The sequence below is a fragment of the Gordonia araii NBRC 100433 genome (assembly GCF_000241265.1).
Taxonomy (GTDB): domain Bacteria; phylum Actinomycetota; class Actinomycetes; order Mycobacteriales; family Mycobacteriaceae; genus Gordonia; species Gordonia araii.
On the sequence record NZ_BAEE01000008.1, the window covers coordinates 19,199 to 39,965 of the forward strand.

The following is a 20,767-nucleotide window of genomic DNA, read 5'->3' on the forward strand; positions in this document are numbered from 1 at the left end:
CCGTATCGTTGCACGCATGCCCGACGCCGCCGAGAACAAGCTGCGCCTCGTCGTCCTCTTCGGCGGCGCCTCCGCCGAGCACGACATCTCCTGCATCACCGCGGCGCACGTGCTCGCCGCCGCCGATCGCGCGCGCTACGACCTCGCGCCCGTCGGCATCACCCGCGAGGGCGCCTGGGTCACGCCGACCGCGGCGGTGACGGCACTGGCCGCCGGCGACTCGCTGGGCAACGCACTCCTCCCCGAGGGCCCCGAGATCGAGCCGCTCGCCGCCCTGCGCGGTGCCGGCGGCGAGACGACCGTCGTCCTGCCGCTGCTCCACGGACCACACGGCGAGGATGGGACGATCCAGGGGCTGCTGGAACTGTTCGGCATGCCGTACGTCGGCTCCGGGGTCCTCGGTTCGGCGCTGTGCATGGACAAGGCGATGGCCAAGGACGTCGCCGCCCATCGCGGCATCCCGCAATGCGAGTGGATCGAACACCGCGACGGGATCGACGACGAGCAGCAGACCATTGCGACCGCTGTCGAGAAGCTGGGCCTCCCGGTGTTCGTCAAGCCGGCCAACATGGGGTCTTCCGTCGGCATCACCAAGGCGCATGACGAGGCCGAGCTGGCCGTCGCGCTGAAGACCGCCCTCGCCTACGACGACGTGCTGGTCATCGAGGAGGGCATCACCGCGCGCGAGATCGAAGTCGCCGTGCTCGGCAACGCCTCACCGGAGGCGTCGGTGCCCGGCGAGATCCTGCCCGGTTCGGAGTTCTACGACTACGAGGACAAATACATCACCGGCAATGCCGCGCTGCAGATCCCGGCGGAGCTGCCCGACACTGCGGCCAAAGAGGTCCGCGAATTGGCGATCCGGTGCTACCGCGCACTGCGTTGCCAGGGTCTGGCCCGCGTCGACTTCTTCTACGAGGAGACCTATCGCGACGGTCCGGGGCGCGGCTGGCTGCTGAACGAGATCAACACGATCCCGGGCTTCACGCCCGCGTCGATGTACCCGAAGATGTGGGAGGCCACCGGCCTGCCGTACTCCGACCTCATCGACCGTCTCGTAGCGCTCGCGTTAGAGGTCCATGTCCGGCGGGCCGGGTTCTCCACGACCCGCTGATCCGCCGACTGGGCACCCCACCCACGCCGAGTGGGCACCTCACCTATGCCGAGTGGGCACCTCACCTATCCCGAGTGGGCACCTCACCTGCGCCGACTGGGCACCTCACCTATCCCGAGTGGGCACCCCACCCACCCCGAGTGGGCACCTCACCCACGCCGAGTGGGCACCTCAGCCTATGGTCGCCACCCTGCGATTCGGTCCGCGGCGCCCAGCATCAGGCGGTTGGGAACGAGCGGCGCGACGGTGTGCGCCAGCCCGAGCAGCCGGTTCGACGGCATCATCAGCATCGTCGCCCGACGGGCTATCCACGTGGCGCCCGCCCATCGTCGACGACGAGCATTCTCGAACCCGGTGCCGTCGAAGACTCCCGACGCGCAGTACTGCGCCAACACGACGGCGTCCTCGATCGCGAGCCCGGCGCCCTGCCCGAGATGCGGGCGCATCGCATGGGCCGCATCGCCGATCAGTACCGTCCGTCCCTTCACCGGGTGCCGGACCGGATCGAGGTCGGTGAGTTCGTGCACGATCGGCTCGTCGATCGCGGCGAGCAACGTCGGTACCGGATCAACCCAATCGTCGAAGTAGGCCAGCCCCTCGTCGCGCGCTCGCCCGCGGGATGCGCCGAAGACGTAAGTGGTGTCGCCGGGCAGCGGGAGGATCCCGCACTCGCCCGACGGCCCCCAGACCGTGAGCGCTTCCTCTGCTGCGCCCGCGACGACCGCGCGCCAGGCGCGTATCCCGCAGTCCTGCTCGCCTCCGGCCTCCGGCCACCAGCGCAGGCGCGTTGGACTGTGCACCCCGTCTGCTGCGACGACCAGGTCGTAGCGGTCCGTCGACCCCGCTGCTTCGACCACGCCATCATCCGCGTCGACGACGGTCGCTCCCGTAGAGGTGTGCACGCTGTCCGGCGGAAGAGCGGCCAGGAGTGCAGCGTTCAGATCGCGACGGTGTAGCGCGACGATCGAACCGGGTTGGCTCGTCTGGCGCATCAGCTCGCGCCCACCGCGATCGATAATCCGGACTTGGGTCAGATCGTTGCTCGCGGCGCGGACCGCGTCGGCGACGCCCAGCGTGTCCAACGCGGCCAGCCCGTTCGACCAGACGGTGATCCCGGCACCGACGACCACGCTCTCGGTCTCCTCGAAGACCGCGACCTCCCAGCCGCGAAGACGCAGCGCAATGGCTGAGCTGAGTCCGCAGATTCCTCCACCGACGACGGCGGCGCGCGGGCGCGAAGAACCAGACATGGTCCCCGATTGTGTCATCACCGCAAGCGCCCACGGCTAGCATCGGGCTCGTGAGTGCCCCATCCGACAAGCCCCGGATCGTGCTGCGCGTCGGTGTCTACTCCCCGAACGTGCTCACCCGCGAACAGATCATCGCCGCGATCGGTACGACGCTGCGGCCCGACCTCCCCGAACTCGCGTTCACCGAACTGGCCACGGGGCCGGCAGTCCTGTCCAAGCTGGACCAGAATCAGCTCGACCTCGTGATCCTCGACGGCGAAGCGACGCCGGTCGGCGGGATGGGCCTGGCCAAACAGATCCGCGACGAATACGAGCCGTGCCCACCGCTGCTCGTTCTCATCGCACGCAAAGCCGACCGATGGTTGGCGGACTGGTCGCGCGCCGATGCGACGGCGAGTCTTCCCGTCGACGCGATTGAACTCGGTTCGACGATGACCGAGCTGATCCGCGCGTCATTCTGACTGCCCACTCGGCGAAGGTCGGGTGCCCACTCGGCATGGTTGAGGTGCCCACTCGGCGCGGGTGAGGTGCCCACTCCGCGCGGGTGAGGTGCCCACTCGGCGAAGGTGAGGTGCCCACTCGGCGGGGTTGAGGTGCCCACTCGGCGGATTTTGGGGCACGGTCGGCACGCGGCAATTCCCAATCGGCGCACGATCTGCGCGCCGTGGGTAGTGTGAGATACAGATCACACCAGCCACTCCCCTCGCGGAGGTGATAGTCGATGAACGCCTACCTACCGATCTTGGTACTCGGCGCGATCGGGGCAGCATTCGCCGTCGTCTCGGTCGGTATCGCGTCCTTCGTCGGGCCGCGACGCAACAATCGCAGCAAGCTCGACGCCTACGAGTGCGGCATCGAACCGCTGCCGCAAGACCGTGCGGTGCAACGGATTCCGGTGAAGTACTACCTCACCGCGATGCTGTTCATCATCTTCGACATCGAGATCGTCTTCCTCTATCCGTGGGCCGTGGCCTTCGACTCGCTCGGCTGGTTCGGGTTGATCGCGATGACCCTGTTCGTCGTCAACGTATCGGTCGCCTACGCCTACGAATGGCGTCGCGGCGGACTGAGTTGGGACTGATCGCATGGGCATCGAGGAACAGGTACCGAGCGGCTTTCTGCTGACGACCGTCGAGGGTCTCGCCGGGTACATGCGCAAGGGCTCGCTGTGGCCCGCGACCTTCGGCCTCGCGTGCTGCGCCATCGAGATGATGGCCACGACCTCCGGCCGCTACGACCTCGCACGGTTCGGCATGGAGGCGTTCCGCGCGTCGCCGCGCCAGGCTGACCTGATGATCGTCGCCGGCCGGGTGAGCCAGAAGATGGCGCCCGTGCTGCGCCAGATCTACGACCAGATGGCCGAGCCCAAGTGGGTCCTCGCGATGGGGGTCTGCGCCTCGTCGGGCGGCATGTTCAACAACTACGCGATCGTGCAGGGCGTCGACCACGTCGTCCCCGTCGACATCTACCTCCCCGGCTGTCCGCCCCGACCGGAGATGCTCCTCAACGCGATCCTCAAGCTGCACGAGAAGATCCAGGACACGCCGCTGGGGGCCAACCGCGCCGAGGCGATCGCCGCGGCCGAGCAGGCCGCACTGCAATCGCGACCGACGATCGAACTCAAGGGGTTGTTGCGATGAACGACGTCTCGCCCCACCGCGATCAACGGCCGGAGACCATCACCACCCGCGCCGGACTCTTCGGCGCCGACGGCACCGGCGACACCTCCGGCTACGGCCGGCTCGTGCGGGCGGTCGAACTCGGCGGAACCACCAAGCCCCCGTTCGGCGGCTACTTCGACGAGGTGCTCGATGCGCTGCGCGTCGCTCTGGCCGAGCGCGACGTGAACCCCGAGGCCGCCATCGAGAACGCCCACGTGCACGTCGGCGAGCTGACCGTCTTCGTCGCCCGCGAGTACCTGCCGATCGTCGCCGGTGTTCTGCGCGACGAACCGTCGCTGCGGTTCGAACTGTGCCGCGGGGTCTCCGGCGTGCACTACCCCGACGACACCGGCCGGGAACTGCACGCGGTCTACCCGCTGCAGTCGATCACGCACAACCGCGTGCTCCGCCTGGAGGTGTGCGCCCCCGACGCCGACCCGCGCATCCCGAGCCTGTGCCGCGTCTATCCGACCAACGACTGGCACGAGCGCGAGACCTACGACTTCTTCGGGATCGTCTTCGAGGGTCACCACGCGCTGACGCGCATCGAGATGCCCGACGACTGGGACGGGCATCCCCAGCGCAAGGACTATCCGCTCGGCGGCGTACCCGTCGAATACAAGGGCGCGACCGTGCAGCCCCCTGATCGTCGGAGGTCCTACCACTGATGAGCAGCACCATCGGAGTCACCGGCCGCGACTGGGACGAGGTCGTGGCCGCCGTCCGCGAGCGCGCGGCGGCCGAGCCCGGCGAGGAGCGCATCGTCGTCAACATGGGCCCGCAGCACCCGTCGACGCACGGCGTCCTTCGCCTCATCCTGGAGATCGACGGCGAGACGGTCACCGAGGCGCGGTGCGGCATCGGCTACCTGCACACCGGGATCGAGAAGAACCTCGAATACCGCACGTGGACGCAGGGCGTCACCTTCGTGACCCGCATGGACTATCTGGCGCCGTTCCACAACGAGGTCGCGTACTGCCTCGGCGTCGAGAAGCTCCTCGGCATCACCGACGAGATCCCCGAACGCGCCACGGTCATCCGGGTTCTCCTCATGGAGCTGAACCGGATCTCCTCGCATCTCGTCGCGCTGGCGACCGGCGGCCTCGAACTCGGTGCCATGTCGCCGATGTTCCTCGGCTTCGCCGCCCGCGAGACGATCCTCGACGTCTTCGAGGAGATCACCGGGCTGCGGATGAACCACGCCTACATCCGCCCCGGCGGGGTCGCCCAGGACCTGCCCGACGGGGCGCTGGACACCATCACCTCCGCTCTCGACGCCCTGCCCGAGCAGATCGGCGAGGTCGAAGCACTGCTCACCGACAACTACATCTGGAAGGCCCGCACCCAGGGGATCGGCTACCTCGACCTCACCGGGTGCATGGCGCTCGGCGTCACCGGACCGTGCCTGCGCTCCACCGGGTTGCCGCACGACCTGCGCCGGTCCGCGCCGTACTGCGGCTACGAGACCTACGAGTTCGACGTTCCGGTCGAGGACACCTGCGACTCCTACGGCCGCTACCTCGTCCGTATCGCCGAGATGCACGAATCGCTGCGCATCGCGCGGCAGTGCGTCGAGCGCCTCCGTGAACCCGGGCCGGTTGTCGTCGGCGACCAGAAGCTCGGGTGGCCGGCGGATCTCGAACTCGGTCCCGACGGGCTGGGCAACTCGCCCGAGCACATCGCACACATCATGGGCCAGTCGATGGAGTCGCTGATCCACCACTTCAAGCTCGTCACCGAGGGTTTCCGCGTCCCACCGGGACAGTGCTACACGGCGATCGAGTCCCCGCGCGGCGAGCTCGGCGTGCACATGGTCTCCGACGGCGGAACCCGGCCGTACCGGGTGCATTTCCGCGATCCCTCGTTCACGAACCTGCAGGCGGTGGCGGCCATGTGCGAAGGCGGTCTCGTCGCCGACGTCATCACCGCGGTCGCCAGCATCGACCCGGTCATGGGAGGGGTGGATCGATGACCACAGAACTCAATCCCACGACGCTGCCGTCCACGGGAGCGCAGCCGGTGCCGATCGGCATGCCCGGCCACGTCACCACCGAGCCGCACCCGACGATCACCTTCGACGGCCCGGCCGACTACCCCGCCGAGGTCGCCGCGGCCCTCGCAGCCGACGCCGCGCCGATCATCGCCCGCTACCCGCAGGCCCGCTCGGCGCTGCTGCCGCTGCTGCACCTCGTGCAATCCCACGACGGTTACCTGACGAAAGCCGGAATCGGTTTCTGCGCCGCGCAACTGGACTTGAGCCGGGCACAGGTCGCCGCCGTAGCGACCTTCTACTCGATGTACCGGCGCCAGCCGACCGGGGAGTACCTCGTCGGCGTCTGCACCAACACCACGTGCGCGGTGATGGGCGGCGACGAGATCCTCGCGACGCTGTCCGATCATCTCGGCATCAAGCCGGGCGAGACCACCGCCGACGGCCGCATCACGCTCGAACACGTCGAGTGCAACGCGGCCTGCGATTACGCGCCGGTCGTCATGGTCAACTGGGAGTTCTTCGACGACCAGTCGCCGGAAAGCACGGTCGAACTGGTCGACGACCTGCGGGCCGGGGTCGACGTGTCCCCCAGCCGTGGCACCCCCACGCTGTGTTCCTTCCAGAAGGTGTCCCGGCTGCTCGCCGGCGTCGAGAGCGAGAAGAACGGATCGGATGCCGACGGCGGGTTCACCCTCGGCGAGCGCACGGCCGAAGCCGCGGCACCGCCGATCTTGAGCCTGGGCTGGGACGAACCCGGATCGTGGACGCTGGCCAGTTATCGCGAGCGCAACGGCTATCACGGACTGCGCGAGGCACTGAACCTCCCGCCCGACGAGGTCATCGAGATCGTGAAATCCTCCGGGCTGCGCGGTCGCGGCGGAGCGGGCTTCCCCGTCGGCATGAAATGGTCGTTCATCCCGCAGGAGACCGGGCCCGACGCCAAACCGCACTATCTCGTGGTCAACGCCGACGAGTCCGAACCCGGCACCTGCAAGGACATGCCGCTCATGCTCGCGTCGCCGCACATGCTGATCGAGGGCATGATCATCGCGAGTTACGCGATCCGCGCCCACCGCGCGTTCATCTACGTGCGCGGCGAGGTGGCCTCGGTCATCGCGCGTCTGCGCGAAGCGGTCGACGAGGCGTATCGCGCGGGTCTGCTCGGCACCGACATCCTCGGTTCCGGCTACGACCTCGACATCGTCGTCCACGCCGGTGCGGGCGCCTACATCTGCGGCGAGGAAACCGCGCTGCTCGATTCACTCGAGGGCCGCCGCGGACAGCCCCGGCTGCGCCCGCCGTTCCCCGCCGTCGCCGGGTTGTACGCGAGCCCGACGGTCGTGAACAACGTCGAATCGATCGCGAGCGTGCCGGCCATCCTGCGCAACAGCGCCGACTGGTACCGCCAGATGGGTACCGAGAAATCCGCAGGTTCGACGCTGTACTCGCTGTCCGGGCACGTCGCCAAACCCGGCCAATACGAGGCGCCGCTGGGCATCACGCTGCGCGAACTCCTCGAGGTTGCCGGCGGGATGCGCGAAGGCCACCGCCTCAAGTTCTGGACGCCGGGCGGCTCGTCGACGCCGCTGTTCACCGCCGATCACCTCGACGTCCCACTCGACTACGAGGGCGTGGCCGAAGCGGGGTCGATGCTGGGGACCAAAGCTCTGCAACTCTTCGACGAGACGACCTGCGTGGTGCGGGCGGTGCTGCGCTGGAGCGAGTTCTACGAACACGAGTCCTGCGGCAAGTGCACCCCGTGCCGCGAGGGCACCTATTGGCTGGTGCAGATGATGGCGCGACTCGAAGCCGGCCAGGGTCGGCCCGGCGACCTGGAGAAGCTGCTCGACATCACCGACAGCATTGTCGGGAAGGCTTTCTGCGCCCTCGGCGACGCGGCCGGGGCGCCGATCACCTCGTCGATCGCCCTGTTCCGGGAGGAATACCTCGAACACGCCCGGCTGGGCCACTGTCCGTTCGACCCCGCCGAATCAGTCACGTACGGGAGGCCGGGCCGATGACCAGTTGGCATCTCACCTCGCGGGGTCTCGATACACCGACGTCGCAAGCTCCGTCGGCACTCGACCACCGAGGGGTGCGCGTGGGGCCTTGGGTGGTCGAGTGCCCGACGAGGCGCCAGCCGAGACGGGCGTATCGAGACCACGCAACAATCCCCCGCCAACTCGCCCACACCCACCCAAGGCACAGCACACCCCTCTCGGTGGTCGAGTGCCCGACGAGGCGCCAGCCGAGACGGGCGTATCGAGACCACGCAACGCTCCCATGCCGACCCACCCACCCGGCCAGCTCAGGAGGCGACCGATGACGACGGTCGAGACGAACCTGGTGACGCTCACGATCGACGGACAGTCGATCACCGTGCCGAAGGGCACGCTGGTGATCCGGGCCGCCGAAATGCTGGGCATCGAGATCCCCCGTTTCTGCGACCACCCGCTGCTCGACCCGGTCGGGGCGTGCCGGCAATGCCTGGTCGACGTCGAAGGACAACGGAAACCTCTCGCCTCGTGCACGACCGTCGTCGCCGACGACATGGTGGTGCGCACCCAGGCCACGTCCCCCGACGCCGCCCGCGCCCAGCACGGCGTCATGGAGTTGCTGCTCATCAACCATCCGCTGGACTGCCCGACCTGCGACAAGGGCGGCGAATGCCCGCTGCAGAACCAGGCGATGACCTCCGGCAGCCCGGACTCCCGCTTCGACGGCGACAAGCGGCGCTTCACCAAGCCGGTGAGCCTTTCGGCCGAGGTGCTCCTGGACCGGGAGCGGTGCGTCCTGTGCGCGCGGTGCACCCGCTTCGCCTCCGAGATCGCCGGCGACCCGCTCATCGATCTGTCCGATCGCGGGGCCCTGCAGCAGGTCAGCATCTACGAGGACGACCCGTTCGACTCGTACTTCTCCGGCAACACGGTCCAGATCTGCCCGGTCGGGGCGCTCACCAACTCGACGTACCGATTCCGCGCCCGTCCCTTCGACCTCGCGTCGACGCCGAGCGTGTGCGAGCACTGCGCCGGCGGTTGCGCGCAGCGCACCGACGAGCGGCGCGGCAAGGTACTGCGACGACTCGCCGGTGATGCCCCGCAGGTCAACGAGGAGTGGAACTGCGACAAGGGCCGCTGGGCCTTCGCCTACGCCGACCTGCCCGACCGGTTGACCTCACCGCTCGTCCGAGGCGACGACGGTGAACTCCACCCGGCGTCGTGGCCGCACGCGATCGCGGTTGCCGCCGCCGGTCTCACCGCCGGGCGCACCGGGGTGCTGGTCGGCGGGCGCGCCACCGTCGAAGACGCCTACGCCTACGGCAAATTCGCCCGGACGGTGCTGGGCACCAACGACATCGACTTCAGGTCGCGGGCCGCCAGCGACGAGGAGGCGGACTTCCTCGCGCACCAGGTCGCGGGTGCGGGGATTCCCGTGGCCTACACCGACCTGGAGTCGGCTCCGATCGTCGTCCTCGCCGGTCTCGAACCCGAGGAAGAATCGCCGATGATCTTCCTGCGGCTGCGCAAGGCGGCGCGAGCGGGCACGACCGCCGTGTACTCGCTCGCTCCGTGGGCCACGCGCGGCCTGACGAAGCTGGGCGGCACCCGGATCGAGTGCGTCCCCGGCGCCGAAGCCGCGGTGCTCGCCGAGTCACAGACCCAGGAGCTGCTCGCCACCCCGGGCGCGATCCTGCTGGTGGGCGAACGGCTCGCGCTGAGTCCGGGTGCGCTCACCGTCGCGTCCACCGTGACCGAGCGCACCGGCGCGCGCCTGGCGTGGGTGCCCCGCCGTGCCGGGGAACGAGGGGCCGCCGATGTGGGGGCCCTGCCCAATCTGCTCCCCGGCGGTCGGCCGGTCACCGACCCGCAGGCGCGCGACGAGATCACCGCGGCGTGGGGAACCGAGCCGCCCGAGCAGCCCGGCCTCGCGACGCCGGCCATCATCGACGCGGCCGCGCGCGAACGACTGCACGGGCTACTCGTCGGCGGCGTGGAGATCGAAGACCTGCCCGATGTCGAGACGGCCCGCGCCGCGCTGAACGCGGCCTCGTTCGTGGTCAGTCTGGAGCAGCGGCCGAGCACGGTCACCGAGTACGCGGATGTCGTGTTCCCGGTGGCCGCGGTGGCCGAGAAGCCGGGCACCTTCGTCGACTGGGAAGGCCGCCCGCGCGCGTTCGAGCCATCCGTCGACACGCGCGGCCGGTTGTCCGATCATCGAGTCCTCGACGCGCTGGCCGCCGAAGCCGGCTTCGACCTCGGGTGCGGCACCGTCGACGACGTCCACGCCGAACTGCAGCGGATGGGTGCGTGGTCGGGCAAGCGCGCCGACCTCCCGCCCGCGCCCAGTCCCGCGCCGGTCGTCCCCAACACCGGCCACGCGATCCTCGCCAGTTGGCGCCTGCTGCTGGACTGCGGGCGCATGCAGGACGGCGAGCCGAACCTCGCGGCCACGGCGCGCGCCGCCGTCGCACGGCTCTCGCCGACGACCGCGGCCCAGGCCGGGGTTGGCGACGGCGACATGCTGACCGTCACCGGCAAATCGGGAGCGGTGACGTTGCCGCTCGTCGTCACCGACATGCCCGACGGCACGGTGTGGCTGCCGATGAATTCGACGGGCTCGCGCATCTACCCGCAGCTGGGGACGGCGCCGGGCGACGTGGTCGCCCTGGCCGGAGCGGAGAGTGCCCAATGATCGACTTCCCGACGCTGGACTCGTTCGGTACCGATCCGTGGTGGCTGGTCGCGGTGAAGGCGGTCGCGATCTTCGCGTTCCTCGTCCTCACCGTGCTGGTGGCGATCCTCGCCGAGCGCAAGATCATGGCGCGGATGCAGCGACGGCTCGGCCCCAACCGTGTCGGCTGGCACGGTGTTCTGCAAAGCCTGGCCGACGGCGTGAAGCTCGCCCTCAAGGAAGGGCTGACGCCCGCCGGCGTCGACAAGCCGATCTACCTGTTGGCACCGATCATCGCGGTCATCCCGGCGATCACCGCGTTCGCCGTCATCCCGTTCGGCCCGTCGGTATCGGTCTTCGGTCACCACACTCCGCTCCAGCTCACCGACCTTCCGGTCGCGGTGCTCTACATCCTCGCGATCACCTCGATCGGCGTGTACGGGATCGTGCTCGCGGGCTGGTCGTCGGGAAGCACCTACCCCCTACTGGGCGGCTTGCGCTCCACCGCCCAGGTGATCTCCTACGAGATCGCGATGGGTTTGTGCTTCGCCGCCGTGTTCCTGCTCTCGACGACCATGTCGACCTCGGAGATCATCGGCAGCCAGCACCGGCACTGGTTCATCCTTCTCGTGTTGCCGTCGTTCCTCATCTACGCGATCTCGATGGTCGGCGAGACCAACCGCGCCCCCTTCGACCTCCCCGAAGCCGAAGGCGAGCTGGTCGGCGGCTTCCACACCGAGTACTCGTCGCTGAAGTTCGCCATGTTCATGCTCGCCGAGTACATCAACATGACGACCGTCGCCGCGCTCGCCACCACCCTGTTCCTCGGCGGCTGGATGGCCCCGTGGCCGCTGAGCCTGATCCCCGGCGCCAACTCGGGCTGGCTGCCCGTGCTGTGGTTCGTGGCCAAGGTGTGGGTGTTCCTGTTCATCTTCATCTGGTTGCGCACGACGCTGCCGCGCCTGCGCTACGACCAGTTCATGGGCCTGGGCTGGCGCGTGCTGATCCCCGCTTCCCTGGCCTGGGTGATGGTGGTGGCGTTGATCCGCGCCGCGACGATGAACTCCTCGGATACGACGCGCACGCTGATCCTCGTCGTGGCCGGGGTGGTGGCGACCGCTGCCCTGCTGGCCGGGATCGTGCGGGCGATGCGACCGCCTGCCGAACCCGAACGCGCGCCGGCGGCGACCGCGGCCGTCGGCACCGTCTACCCGGTGCCGCCGCTGCCCGCGGCCCGTCCGGCGGCGGCCACACCTGTCCCGGAGGTGACCAATGCCTGATTTCGGTAAGCCCATCGCCGGCTTCGGCGTGATGCTCGGCGGCATGTTCCGCGAACCCATCACCGAGCAGTACCCGGAGGAGAAGGCGCCGGTCGCCCCGCGCTACCACGGCCGTCATCAGCTGAATCGCTACGACGACGGGCTGGAGAAGTGCATCGGCTGCGAGCTGTGCGCGTGGGCCTGCCCCGCCGACGCGATATTCGTCGAGGGCGCCCCCAACACCGACGAGGAGCGCTACTCCCCCGGCGAGCGCTACGGGCGCGTCTACCAGATCAACTACCTGCGCTGCATCGGCTGCGGACTGTGCATCGAGGCCTGCCCGACGCGGGCGCTGACCATGACCAACGAGTACGAACTCGCCGACGACAACCGCGCCGACCTGATCTACGAGAAGGACCGCCTGCTCGCGCCGCCGCCGCCCGGGGCGGAGCCGACGCCGCAGCACAAACCCGCGCGGGCCGTCGACTACTACCTCGCGCAGGCCGGTCGAGCTGGCGAGGGGGATGTGCCCGGTCGAGCTGGCGAGGGGGATGTACCCGGTCGAGCTCGCGAGGGGGCCGAGGAGTCTTCGGAGACGCCGCGATGACCGCGGCGCTCAGTGCGACGAGCATCGGTCTCGCCGCAGAGTTGACCCATACCTCCTCCGGTGAGGCGGTCCAGTTTTGGGTGCTCGCCGTCGTCGTGGTGCTCGGCGCACTGGGTGTGGTCTGCTCCCCGAAGGCCGTGTATTCGGCGCTGTTCCTCGCGATGACGATGCTGATTCTCGCCGTGTTCTACATCGCCCAGGGCGCGCTGTTCCTTGGGGTGGTGCAGGTGGTGGTCTACACCGGTGCGGTGATGATGCTGTTCCTGTTCGTCATCATGCTGATCGGGGTCGACTCGGCCGACTCGCTGGTCGAGACGATTCGCGGACAGCGCTTCGCCGCCGTCACCCTCGGCCTCGGCTTCGGGATTCTCCTGGTGGCGGGGATCGCCCACGCCGGTTTGGCCACCTTCGTCGGGTTCGACACCGAGACCGGAGGCAACGAGGCGATCGTCGAGTTGGCGCAGTTGATCTTCAGCAAGTACCTGTGGGCCTTCGAACTCACCGGCGCCCTGCTGATCACCGCGACCCTCGGCGCGATGGTTCTCGCCCATCGGCCGCGGATCACGGCGCGGCCGACGCAACGGGAGTTGTCGATCGCGCGCTTCCGCTCCGACTCCCCTGTACCGCCGACGCCGCTGCCCAGTTCGGGTGTCTTCGCCCGGCACAACGCGGTCGACGTCCCCGCCCGGCTGCCCGACGGAACGCCGTCGCAGCTGTCGGTGAACAAGACGCTCGGCGGCGGGGCCGACGACGGTCGGGGCGAGGACGGCGGCTCCCCGACGATCGAGAGCGAGGACCAGTGAACCCGGCCAACTACCTCTACGTCGCCGCACTGCTGTTCACCATCGGCGTCGCCGGAGTCTTGTTGCGGCGCAACGCGATCGTCGTGTTCATGTGCGTCGAGCTGATGCTCAACGCCGCCAACCTCGCCTTCGTGACCTTCGCCAGGATGCACGGCACTCTGGACGGACAGGTGATCGCCTTCTTCACCATGGTCGTCGCCGCGGCGGAGGTCGTCGTCGGCCTGGCGATCATCATGACCATCTACCGGACCAGACGCTCGGCGTCGGTCGACGACGCGAACCTGCTGGCCCGGTGATGCGCCGATGAGCAACACGTCGATCCAGCTACTCGCCCTGGTGCCGGGACTGCCCGCGCTCGGTGCCGGCGTCACCCTGTTGGCGGGGCGGCGCAGCGACCGCTGGGGTCATCTCTTCTCGACGGCCACCGTCGCCGCGTCGTTCCTCCTCACCGCCACGCTGTTCTGGCGCATGCTGCACCGGACCCAGGAAGACCGCCCGATCACCTCGAATCTGTACACCTGGATCCTGGTGGACCGGCTCAGCGTCGACTTCTCGTTGCGCCTCGACCAGCTGTCGGTGTGTTTCGCGCTCCTGATCACCGGGGTCGGCCTGCTGATCCACATCTATTCGATCGGCTACATGGCCGAGGACCCCGAGCGGCGCCGCTTCTTCTCCTACCTCAACCTGTTCGTGGCCGCGATGCTCGTCCTGGTCCTCGCCGACAACTACGTGCTGATGTACGCCGGCTGGGAAGGCGTCGGCCTCGCGTCCTACCTGCTGATCGGGTTCTGGCAGTACAAGCGGTCGGCGGCGACGGCGGCGAAGAAGGCGTTCGTCGTGAACCGCGTCGGCGACATGGGGTTCGTCGTCGCGCTGATGATCATCTTCGCCAACTTCGGCTCCTTCCGCGTCTCCGACGTGCTAACCGAGACCGCTACCGCCCCCGAATCCACCCTGACCGCCCTCGGCTTGATGCTGTTGCTCGCGGCGTGTGCGAAGTCGGCACAGGTCCCGCTGCAGTCGTGGCTGGGCGACGCGATGGAGGGCCCGACACCGGTGTCGGCGCTGATCCACGCCGCGACGATGGTGACCGCCGGCGTCTACCTGATCGTGCGGTCGGGCGCGATCTTCGACCATGCGCCCACCGCACAGACCGTCGTCCTCATCGTCGGAGCGGTGACCCTGCTCTTCGGCGCCATCATCGGCTGTGCGAAGGACGACATCAAGAAGGCTCTCGCCGCGTCGACGATGAGCCAGATCGGCTATATGGTGCTGGCCGCCGGGCTCGGCCCCGCCGGGTACATCTTCGCCATCGCCCACCTGCTGGCCCACGGGTTCTTCAAAGCCGGACTGTTCCTCGGCTCCGGCGCGGTGATGCACGCGATGAACGACGAGACCGACATGCGACGGTACGGCGGGCTGCGCAAGAAACTGCCCATCACGTTCGCGACCTTCGGCCTCGCCTACCTCGCGATCATCGGGATCCCGCCGCTGGCCGGATTCTTCACCAAGGACCACATCATCGAGGCGGCGTTCGGCGCCGGGGGGATTCGCGGCCCCGTTCTGGGGGTCGTGACCGTGCTCGGCGCGGGTCTGACCGCGTTCTACATGACCCGCGTCATGCTGATGACGTTCTACGGCCAGCCCCGATGGCCCGAGGGCAGTCACCCGCACGAGGCTCCCGCCTCGATGACCGCGCCGATGATCGTGCTGGCCTTCGGGTCGGTCGCCTCCGGCGCGCTACTGATGGTCGGCGGCCGGTTCGCGCACTGGCTCTCCCCCGTCACCGGTGAAACCCACCACCACCTGCCCGTTCCGGTGTGGCTGATCAGTCTCGGCGTGCTGGCCGTCGTCGCACTGGGCATCGCCGTCGCCTGGCGCATGTATCGGGCTTCAGTGCCGCGGACGGCTCCGCAGGGCTCGCCGTTGGCCCGCGCCGCGCGCGCCGACCTCTACGGCGACCGGTTCAACGAAGCAGCGCTCATGCGGCCGGGCCAAGTCCTCACCGCCGCCCTCCGGACCGTCGAAGACCGCGGGTTCACCGGAGCCGAGCGGGGAGTGGCGCTGGGCGTCGGCGGCGGATCACAGCTGCTGCGCCGCGCACAGAACGGATACGTGCGCTCCTACGCGCTGACCATCCTCTCCGGCGCGGTACTCGTCGTCGCGGTGACCCTGGCGGTGGCGCTATGACGTCGATTCCCTGGCTGACCGTCCTGTGGCTGCTCCCGGCCGCGGGGGCCATCGCCGTCGCCCTCTCGCCTGCCGGGTCGCGCCGTCGGTGGCCGCACACGGCGGGATTGGTGATCGCGCTGGCGACACTCGGATGGTCGATCGCGATGACCGTCGCCTTCAACCCCGGAGGCGCCCGGTTCGACCTGGTCGAGTCGCACCGGTGGATCCCGGCGATCGGCGCCCGCTACGAACTCGGCCTCGACGGCATCGGCCTGGTCCTCGTCCTGCTGACGACCGCGCTGGTGCCGCTGCTGTTGCTGGCCGGATGGCGCGACACCGACGGCGAGGGGTCCGACCCGCGCATCTACGTCGCGCTGACCCTCGCCGTCCAGGCGATGGTCCTGCTGAGTTTCGTCGCCACCGACATCCTGCTCTTCTACCTCGTGTTCGAGGCGATGCTCATCCCGATGTACTTCCTCATCGGCGGATGGGGGCAGCTCGACAAGGCGGTGCGAGCCCGTGCCGCGCTGAAGTTCCTGCTGTACAACCTGTTCGGCGGTCTCGTCATGCTCGCCGGGGTCATCGGCCTCTCCGTGCTGACGGTTCGCGCCGACCTCGGCGAGGACGGGCGCGGAACCTTCGGACTGACCGCGATCACCGAGGCGATCGCCGACGGCAAGATCGACGTCGGGGGTCCGGCGGGCATCGCCATCTGCGGCGCGTTCCTGTTCGCCTTCGCCGTGAAGGCGCCGGTGTGGCCGGTGCACGCGTGGCTGCCCGACGCGGCCGTGGCCGGCACCCCGTCGACCGGCGTTCTGATGATGGCCGTGATGGACAAGGTCGGCACCTTCGCGATGCTGCGCTTCGTCGTGGAGCTGTTCGGCGACACCGCAGCGCGGTTCGCACCGTGGATGTGCGCGCTCGCCGTCGTCAGCATCGTGTACGGACTGATCCTGGCGATCGGGCAGACCGACGTCATGCGACTCATCGCCTACACGTCGATCTCGCACTTCGGGTTCATCGTGCTCGGCGTCTTCGCACTGTCGCCGCAGAGCCAGGCCGGCGCCACGCTGTACATGGTCAACCACGGCATCTCGACGGCCGCACTGTTCCTCGTCGCCGGGTTCTTGACCGGTAGACGCAGCACGCGGCTCATCGCCGACTACTGCGGTGTGCAGAAGGTCGCCCCGGTGCTTTCGGGAGTGTTCCTCGTCGCGGGCCTGGCCACCCTGTCGCTGCCCGGACTCGCGCCCTTCGTCTCCGAATTCCTCGTCATGGTCGGCAGTTTCGGGCGCTATCCCGTCGCCGCGGTGGTGGCGACGGTGGCACTCGTCGGATCCGCGGTCTACATCCTGTGGACCTACCAGCGAATGATGGGCGGGCCCGCACCCGACGGGGCGACGGGCGGTCCTTCGTCCGACGAGAAGGGCCCGGTCGCCGACCTCGGCGGACGGGAAAGACTCGTACTGTTCCCCCTGATCGCGGCGTTGCTGATCCTGGGCTTCTGGCCCCGACCGGCGCTCGACCCGATCACGCCCGCGGTCGATCGCACACTCGATTCCGTCACGGTCAGCGTGCCGCCGCACGCACCCCGCCACCAGGGGCCGGCGCAGGTCGCACCGACGGGTCCGGCACGGACCGAGCATCAACGATCCGAGCACAACGAGCAGGGAGGCCACCGGTGAGCACCGTGCAAGCCGCGACGATGGTCGCGCCCAGCATCGACTATCGTGCACTGTCGCCGATGCTGGTGGTCTTCGGCGCCGCGGTCCTGGCCGTCCTCGTCGACGCGTTCGTCCCGCGCGCATGGCGGTCGCGGACCCAGCTCGTCCTGTCGCTGATCGGGTTGCTCGGTGCGCTCGGTTGCGTCATCGCACTCGCCGCCGACGGTACCGACCGGACGACGATGAGCGGCGCGGTCGTCCTCGACGGTCCGACGCTGTTCGCGCAGGGCACGATCATCGTCGTGGCCGCACTGACCGTGCTCGTCTGCAGTGAACGGCGCCTCGACAACGTGTGGGCACCGGTCGCGCTGGCGTCGTCGGTGCCGACCGCGGCTGGAGGCTCGGACGCCGACTTGGTCGCGGACCCCTTCACCCCCGCGGCCGCCACCGTTCCCGGTTCGGAGGCCGAGTTGGCCGCCGGTCGAGCCGGCACCCTGACCACCGAAGTGTTCTCCCTGACATTGTTCGCCACCGGCGGCATGATGCTGTTCGGCGCGGCCGGCGACCTGCTGACGATGTTCATCGCGCTGGAGGTGTTCTCGCTTCCGCTCTACGTCCTGTGCGGGCTCGCCCGGCGCCGGCGGCTGCTCTCGCAGGAAGCGGCGTTGAAATACTTCCTGCTGGGCGCGTTCGCATCGGCGTTCTTCCTGTTCGGTGCGGCCTTCATCTACGGGTCGACCGGCACGCTCGCCCTGTCCGAGGCCGGCAGGTCGATCGCCGAATCCGGGGATGACACGCTGGCTCTGATCGGACTGGCACTGCTCGCCGTCGGCCTGCTGTTCAAGGTCGGTGCCGTGCCGTTCGGCTCGTGGGTACCCGACGTCTATCAGGGTGCCCCGACGCCGGTGACAGCGTTCATGGCGTCGGCCACCAAAGTGGCGGCCTTCGTCGCTTTGGCGCGCGTCTTCTACGTGTCCTTCCCGTCGCTGGCCGAACTGTGGCGGCCGGCGCTGTGGGTCGTGGCCATCGCGACGATGGTGGTCGCGACGATCATGGCGGTCAGCCAGGACGACATCAAGCGCATGTTCGCGTACTCGTCGATGGTGCACGCGGGCTTCATCCTCCTCGGCGTGATCGCGCTGAGCGACGCCGGTTTGTCGGCTGTGCTGTTCTACCTCGCCACCTACGCGTTCTCCGCGTTCGGTGGATTCGCCCTGCTGTCGGTCGTCCGCGACAGTGCCGGCCGCGAGGCCACCGACTTCGAATCCTGGGCTGGCATCGGACGCCGGCGGCCACTCGTCGGCGCATTGTTCGCGCTGTTTCTCCTGGCGTTCGCGGGGATTCCGCTGACCACGGGCTTCGTCGCCAAATTCGTCGTGTTCGCCGCGGCGGGATCCTCGGGGGCGTGGGCGCTGGTCATCGTCGGCGTGCTGGCCAGCGCCGTGGCGGCATACTTCTACCTGCGCGTCATCGTCGCGATGTTCTTCACCGACGCCGGCGGCGGCAGTGCCGGAGCCACCGATGCTGCCGATTCTGCCGGAGCCAACGGAGATGGTGCCGACGGAGCCGGCGATGGTGATGGTGATGGCGCAACCGTTGCCGGAGCCGCCGCGCCGGCGGTCGAAGTGCGGCAGCCCAGCCTGGCCACCACGCTTCCGATCGCGGTGTGTGCGGTGATCACGCTGGGCTTCGGCATCGTACCGCAATGGTTGCTGGCGCTATCCGACGCCGCCGTGCCGTTCCTCCGCTGACCGCCGACCGTGCCCACATTCTCGCCCACCGTGCCCACATTCCCGCCGAGCGTGCCCAGTTTTCCGACGACCGTGCCCTTTGATCTCGCGTTGGTCTCGATACGCCCACTCGGCTAGCGCCTCGTGGGCACTCGACCACCGATTGGCTCGCCGACCGTGCCCAGAATCTCGCCGACTGTGCCCACCTCAGACCCGGCGCGACCGGTCGCGGTCGGCAACATGCGCAGATCGGCATAGGCTGGAGACATGCGCGGAACCGTCCTTCATGCCCCTGGCGACGTTCGATCCGAAACCCTGCCCGTCCCGCAGATCCTCCAGCCCACCGACGCGATCATCGAAACGTCGGCGACCTGCGTGTGCGGCTCGGACCTGTGGCCGTACCGCGGGATCAACAAATTCGACAAGCCCTGGGCCATCGGACACGAGTACTGCGGCGTCGTGCGAGAAGTCGGCGCCGATGTCACCACCGTCCGGCCCGGCCAGTTCGTGATCGGCTCGTTCTTCGCGTCGGACAACACCTGCCCTCACTGCCTTGCCGGCTACCAGTCGGGGTGCGAGCAGGTCGTACCGGTCACCGGGTGTCAGGCGGAGGCCATCCGGATACCGCTAGCCGACGGGACGCTGGTATCGACGCCGGACACCCCGTCCGACGACATGCTGCCCGACCTGTTGGCCCTCTCCGACGTCATGGGCACCGGCTGGTACGCCGCGCTCGCCGCCGGCGTGCACCCCGGACACACGACGGTGGTCGTCGGCGACGGCGCCGTCGGACTCTCGGCAGTCCTGGCAGCGAAGGAACTCGGAGCGGGACGGATCATTGCCATGTCGCGGCACGCCGACCGCCAGGCGATCGCGCGGGAGTTCGGCGCGACCGACATCGTCGAGGAGCGCGGCGACGAGGCCGTCGCACGGGTCAAGGAGCTGACCAACGGCGTCGGCGCGGACAGTATCGCCGAATGTGTCGGCACCAACGAGTCGATGACCACCGCGATCGACTCGGCCCGACAGGGCGGGGGCGTCGGCTTCGTCGGCGTCCCGCACGGCGTCAGGCTCTCGATGGGCAAGCTGTTCTCCAGCCACGTGCGCATCCAGGGCGGGGGTGCACCGGTGCGCGACTACCTGCCCGACCTCATCAGCCGTGTCTACGACGGCAGCTTCCATCCGGGCCGCGTCTTCGACCTCAGGTTGCCGCTGGCCGACGTCGCCGAAGGCTATCGGGCGATGGACGAGCGGCGGGCGATCAAGGCCTTCCTGACCCCGTAGTCGCCGCCCGCAGTCATTGCCGCAGAAATGGAAAACTCCCCCACCTGTACAGATGGGGGAGTTCGGCGGTGGCGGGGGGATTCGAACCCCCGGTACGGGGTTACCGCACACAGCATTTCGAGTGCTGCACCTTCGGCCGCTCGGACACGCCACCGCCGAAAACAGTACCGCAGGTGCCCGCTGACGTTTAAATCAGCAGGTCACCTGCGGTACACGCAGACCTGGCGACGCGGGTCGCCGCGTCGCGGTTGCTCGAAGAATTACTTGTTGTCGCCGCCGAGGAACTTGTCCTTCAGCTCGCCGAACTTCTCCTTGGCGCCCTCGACAACCTCGTTGACCTTCTCGTTGTTGGCCAGGTCGCCCAGCTTCTCCTTGGCACTGTCCACGACCTCGTTGACCTTCTCGTTGTTGGCCAGTTCGCTGACCTTGTCCTTCGCGGCGTTGACGGCCTCGTTGACCTTGTCACTTGCATCAGCCATGGGGTGCTCCTTCGAGTGGCAGGATGATCTGACCCGCTAAATGTGCCACGTCCACCGGTTCCCGTCCACATTTCGCCCGG

The 20,767-nt window shown here is 68.7% G+C and carries 18 protein-coding genes and 1 tRNA gene; 16 read left to right on the forward strand and 3 right to left on the reverse strand.

What is annotated here, in order from left to right; translation table 11 throughout:
• Positions 1-16 precede the first annotated feature (16 nt).
• The gene (locus GOARA_RS00950; protein WP_007320402.1) at positions 17-1,114 is read left to right on the forward strand and encodes a D-alanine--D-alanine ligase family protein; all 1,098 of its coding nucleotides are present in this window, start codon (positions 17-19) and stop codon (positions 1,112-1,114) included.
• Between the two features lie 176 nt (positions 1,115-1,290).
• Here the strand turns inward: GOARA_RS00950 and GOARA_RS00955 are convergent, their stop codons facing one another.
• Positions 1,291-2,364 (reverse strand): FAD-dependent monooxygenase, encoded by a 1,074-nt coding sequence (locus GOARA_RS00955; protein ID WP_050947113.1) that lies wholly within the window; start codon positions 2,362-2,364, stop codon positions 1,291-1,293.
• 50 nt (positions 2,365-2,414) lie between these two features.
• Here GOARA_RS00955 and GOARA_RS00960 point away from each other — a divergent pair, with 50 nt between their 5' ends.
• The 15 genes from GOARA_RS00960 (at position 2,415) to GOARA_RS01030 (ending at position 20,208) form a co-directional block, all read left to right on the forward strand.
• The gene (locus GOARA_RS00960; RefSeq protein WP_007320404.1) at positions 2,415-2,825 is read left to right on the forward strand and encodes a hypothetical protein; all 411 of its coding nucleotides are present in this window, start codon (positions 2,415-2,417) and stop codon (positions 2,823-2,825) included.
• 260 nt (positions 2,826-3,085) lie between these two features.
• Positions 3,086-3,445, forward strand: a complete 360-nt coding sequence (locus GOARA_RS00965) for an NADH-quinone oxidoreductase subunit A (protein ID WP_007320405.1) — start codon at positions 3,086-3,088, stop codon at positions 3,443-3,445.
• Positions 3,446-3,449: 4 nt separating this feature from the next.
• Positions 3,450-4,004 (forward strand): NuoB/complex I 20 kDa subunit family protein, encoded by a 555-nt coding sequence (locus GOARA_RS00970; protein WP_007320406.1) that lies wholly within the window; start codon positions 3,450-3,452, stop codon positions 4,002-4,004.
• Complete coding sequence (locus GOARA_RS00975; RefSeq protein ID WP_007320407.1) at positions 4,001-4,693, forward strand: NADH-quinone oxidoreductase subunit C; 693 nt, start codon at positions 4,001-4,003, stop codon at positions 4,691-4,693. The genes GOARA_RS00970 and GOARA_RS00975 overlap by 4 nt, the downstream gene beginning before the upstream one ends.
• Positions 4,693-5,997 carry an NADH-quinone oxidoreductase subunit D gene (locus tag GOARA_RS00980; protein WP_007320408.1) on the forward strand — a complete coding sequence of 435 codons (1,305 nt, stop codon included), beginning with the start codon at positions 4,693-4,695 and terminating at the stop codon, positions 5,995-5,997. Before GOARA_RS00975 ends, GOARA_RS00980 begins: the two co-directional genes overlap by 1 nt.
• 59 nt (positions 5,998-6,056) lie before the next feature.
• On the forward strand, positions 6,057-8,039 hold the full coding sequence (gene nuoF, locus GOARA_RS19120; RefSeq protein WP_138947478.1) for an NADH-quinone oxidoreductase subunit NuoF: 1,983 nt from the start codon (positions 6,057-6,059) through the stop codon (positions 8,037-8,039).
• A gap of 301 nt (positions 8,040-8,340) precedes the next feature.
• Positions 8,341-10,710, forward strand: coding sequence for an NADH-quinone oxidoreductase subunit G (locus tag GOARA_RS00990; protein WP_007320410.1), 2,370 nt, complete (start codon positions 8,341-8,343; stop codon positions 10,708-10,710).
• Positions 10,707-11,969 (forward strand): NADH-quinone oxidoreductase subunit NuoH, encoded by a 1,263-nt coding sequence (gene nuoH / locus GOARA_RS00995; protein WP_007320411.1) that lies wholly within the window; start codon positions 10,707-10,709, stop codon positions 11,967-11,969. Before GOARA_RS00990 ends, nuoH begins: the two co-directional genes overlap by 4 nt.
• Positions 11,962-12,555: an NADH-quinone oxidoreductase subunit NuoI gene (gene nuoI / locus GOARA_RS01000; RefSeq protein ID WP_007320412.1), complete on the forward strand. Its 594-nt coding sequence runs from the start codon at positions 11,962-11,964 to the stop codon at positions 12,553-12,555. Before nuoH ends, nuoI begins: the two co-directional genes overlap by 8 nt.
• Positions 12,552-13,358, forward strand: coding sequence for an NADH-quinone oxidoreductase subunit J (locus GOARA_RS01005; protein ID WP_007320413.1), 807 nt, complete (start codon positions 12,552-12,554; stop codon positions 13,356-13,358). The genes nuoI and GOARA_RS01005 overlap by 4 nt, the downstream gene beginning before the upstream one ends.
• Positions 13,355-13,654 carry an NADH-quinone oxidoreductase subunit NuoK gene (gene nuoK, locus GOARA_RS01010; RefSeq protein WP_007320414.1) on the forward strand — a complete coding sequence of 100 codons (300 nt, stop codon included), beginning with the start codon at positions 13,355-13,357 and terminating at the stop codon, positions 13,652-13,654. Before GOARA_RS01005 ends, nuoK begins: the two co-directional genes overlap by 4 nt.
• 7 nt (positions 13,655-13,661) lie before the next feature.
• A complete protein-coding gene (nuoL, locus tag GOARA_RS01015) occupies positions 13,662-15,548 on the forward strand; it encodes an NADH-quinone oxidoreductase subunit L (RefSeq protein WP_007320415.1) in 1,887 nt (628 codons plus the stop codon).
• On the forward strand, positions 15,545-17,215 hold the full coding sequence (locus GOARA_RS01020; RefSeq protein ID WP_007320416.1) for an NADH-quinone oxidoreductase subunit M: 1,671 nt from the start codon (positions 15,545-15,547) through the stop codon (positions 17,213-17,215). Before nuoL ends, GOARA_RS01020 begins: the two co-directional genes overlap by 4 nt.
• A 20-nt stretch (positions 17,216-17,235) precedes the next feature.
• Positions 17,236-18,945 (forward strand): NADH-quinone oxidoreductase subunit NuoN, encoded by a 1,710-nt coding sequence (gene nuoN / locus GOARA_RS01025; RefSeq protein WP_050947117.1) that lies wholly within the window; start codon positions 17,236-17,238, stop codon positions 18,943-18,945.
• A gap of 246 nt (positions 18,946-19,191) precedes the next feature.
• On the forward strand, positions 19,192-20,208 hold the full coding sequence (locus GOARA_RS01030; RefSeq protein WP_007320418.1) for a zinc-dependent alcohol dehydrogenase family protein: 1,017 nt from the start codon (positions 19,192-19,194) through the stop codon (positions 20,206-20,208).
• Between the two features lie 66 nt (positions 20,209-20,274).
• Here GOARA_RS01030 and GOARA_RS01035 read toward each other — a convergent pair.
• Both GOARA_RS01035 and GOARA_RS01040 read right to left on the reverse strand, forming a co-directional pair.
• Positions 20,275-20,362: transfer RNA gene (locus GOARA_RS01035), tRNA-Ser, on the reverse strand.
• A 106-nt stretch (positions 20,363-20,468) separates the two neighbouring features.
• Complete coding sequence (locus GOARA_RS01040; protein WP_007320419.1) at positions 20,469-20,687, reverse strand: hypothetical protein; 219 nt, start codon at positions 20,685-20,687, stop codon at positions 20,469-20,471.
• Positions 20,688-20,767 lie beyond the last annotated feature (80 nt).

Coding starts and splice junctions, on each gene's coding strand:
- GOARA_RS00950 (WP_007320402.1), top strand. CDS start 17: ATGCCCGACGCCGCCGAGAACAAGCTGCGCCTCGTCGTCCTCTTCGGC.
- GOARA_RS00955 (WP_050947113.1), bottom strand. CDS start 2,364: ATGTCTGGTTCTTCGCGCCCGCGCGCCGCCGTCGTCGGTGGAGGAATC.
- GOARA_RS00965 (WP_007320405.1), top strand. CDS start 3,086: ATGAACGCCTACCTACCGATCTTGGTACTCGGCGCGATCGGGGCAGCA.
- GOARA_RS00970 (WP_007320406.1), top strand. CDS start 3,450: ATGGGCATCGAGGAACAGGTACCGAGCGGCTTTCTGCTGACGACCGTC.
- GOARA_RS00975 (WP_007320407.1), top strand. CDS start 4,001: ATGAACGACGTCTCGCCCCACCGCGATCAACGGCCGGAGACCATCACC.
- GOARA_RS00980 (WP_007320408.1), top strand. CDS start 4,693: ATGAGCAGCACCATCGGAGTCACCGGCCGCGACTGGGACGAGGTCGTG.
- nuoF (WP_138947478.1), top strand. CDS start 6,057: ATGCCCGGCCACGTCACCACCGAGCCGCACCCGACGATCACCTTCGAC.
- GOARA_RS00990 (WP_007320410.1), top strand. CDS start 8,341: ATGACGACGGTCGAGACGAACCTGGTGACGCTCACGATCGACGGACAG.
- nuoH (WP_007320411.1), top strand. CDS start 10,707: ATGATCGACTTCCCGACGCTGGACTCGTTCGGTACCGATCCGTGGTGG.
- nuoI (WP_007320412.1), top strand. CDS start 11,962: ATGCCTGATTTCGGTAAGCCCATCGCCGGCTTCGGCGTGATGCTCGGC.
- GOARA_RS01005 (WP_007320413.1), top strand. CDS start 12,552: ATGACCGCGGCGCTCAGTGCGACGAGCATCGGTCTCGCCGCAGAGTTG.
- nuoL (WP_007320415.1), top strand. CDS start 13,662: ATGAGCAACACGTCGATCCAGCTACTCGCCCTGGTGCCGGGACTGCCC.
- GOARA_RS01020 (WP_007320416.1), top strand. CDS start 15,545: ATGACGTCGATTCCCTGGCTGACCGTCCTGTGGCTGCTCCCGGCCGCG.
- nuoN (WP_050947117.1), top strand. CDS start 17,236: ATGGTCGCGCCCAGCATCGACTATCGTGCACTGTCGCCGATGCTGGTG.
- GOARA_RS01030 (WP_007320418.1), top strand. CDS start 19,192: ATGCGCGGAACCGTCCTTCATGCCCCTGGCGACGTTCGATCCGAAACC.
- GOARA_RS01040 (WP_007320419.1), bottom strand. CDS start 20,687: ATGGCTGATGCAAGTGACAAGGTCAACGAGGCCGTCAACGCCGCGAAG.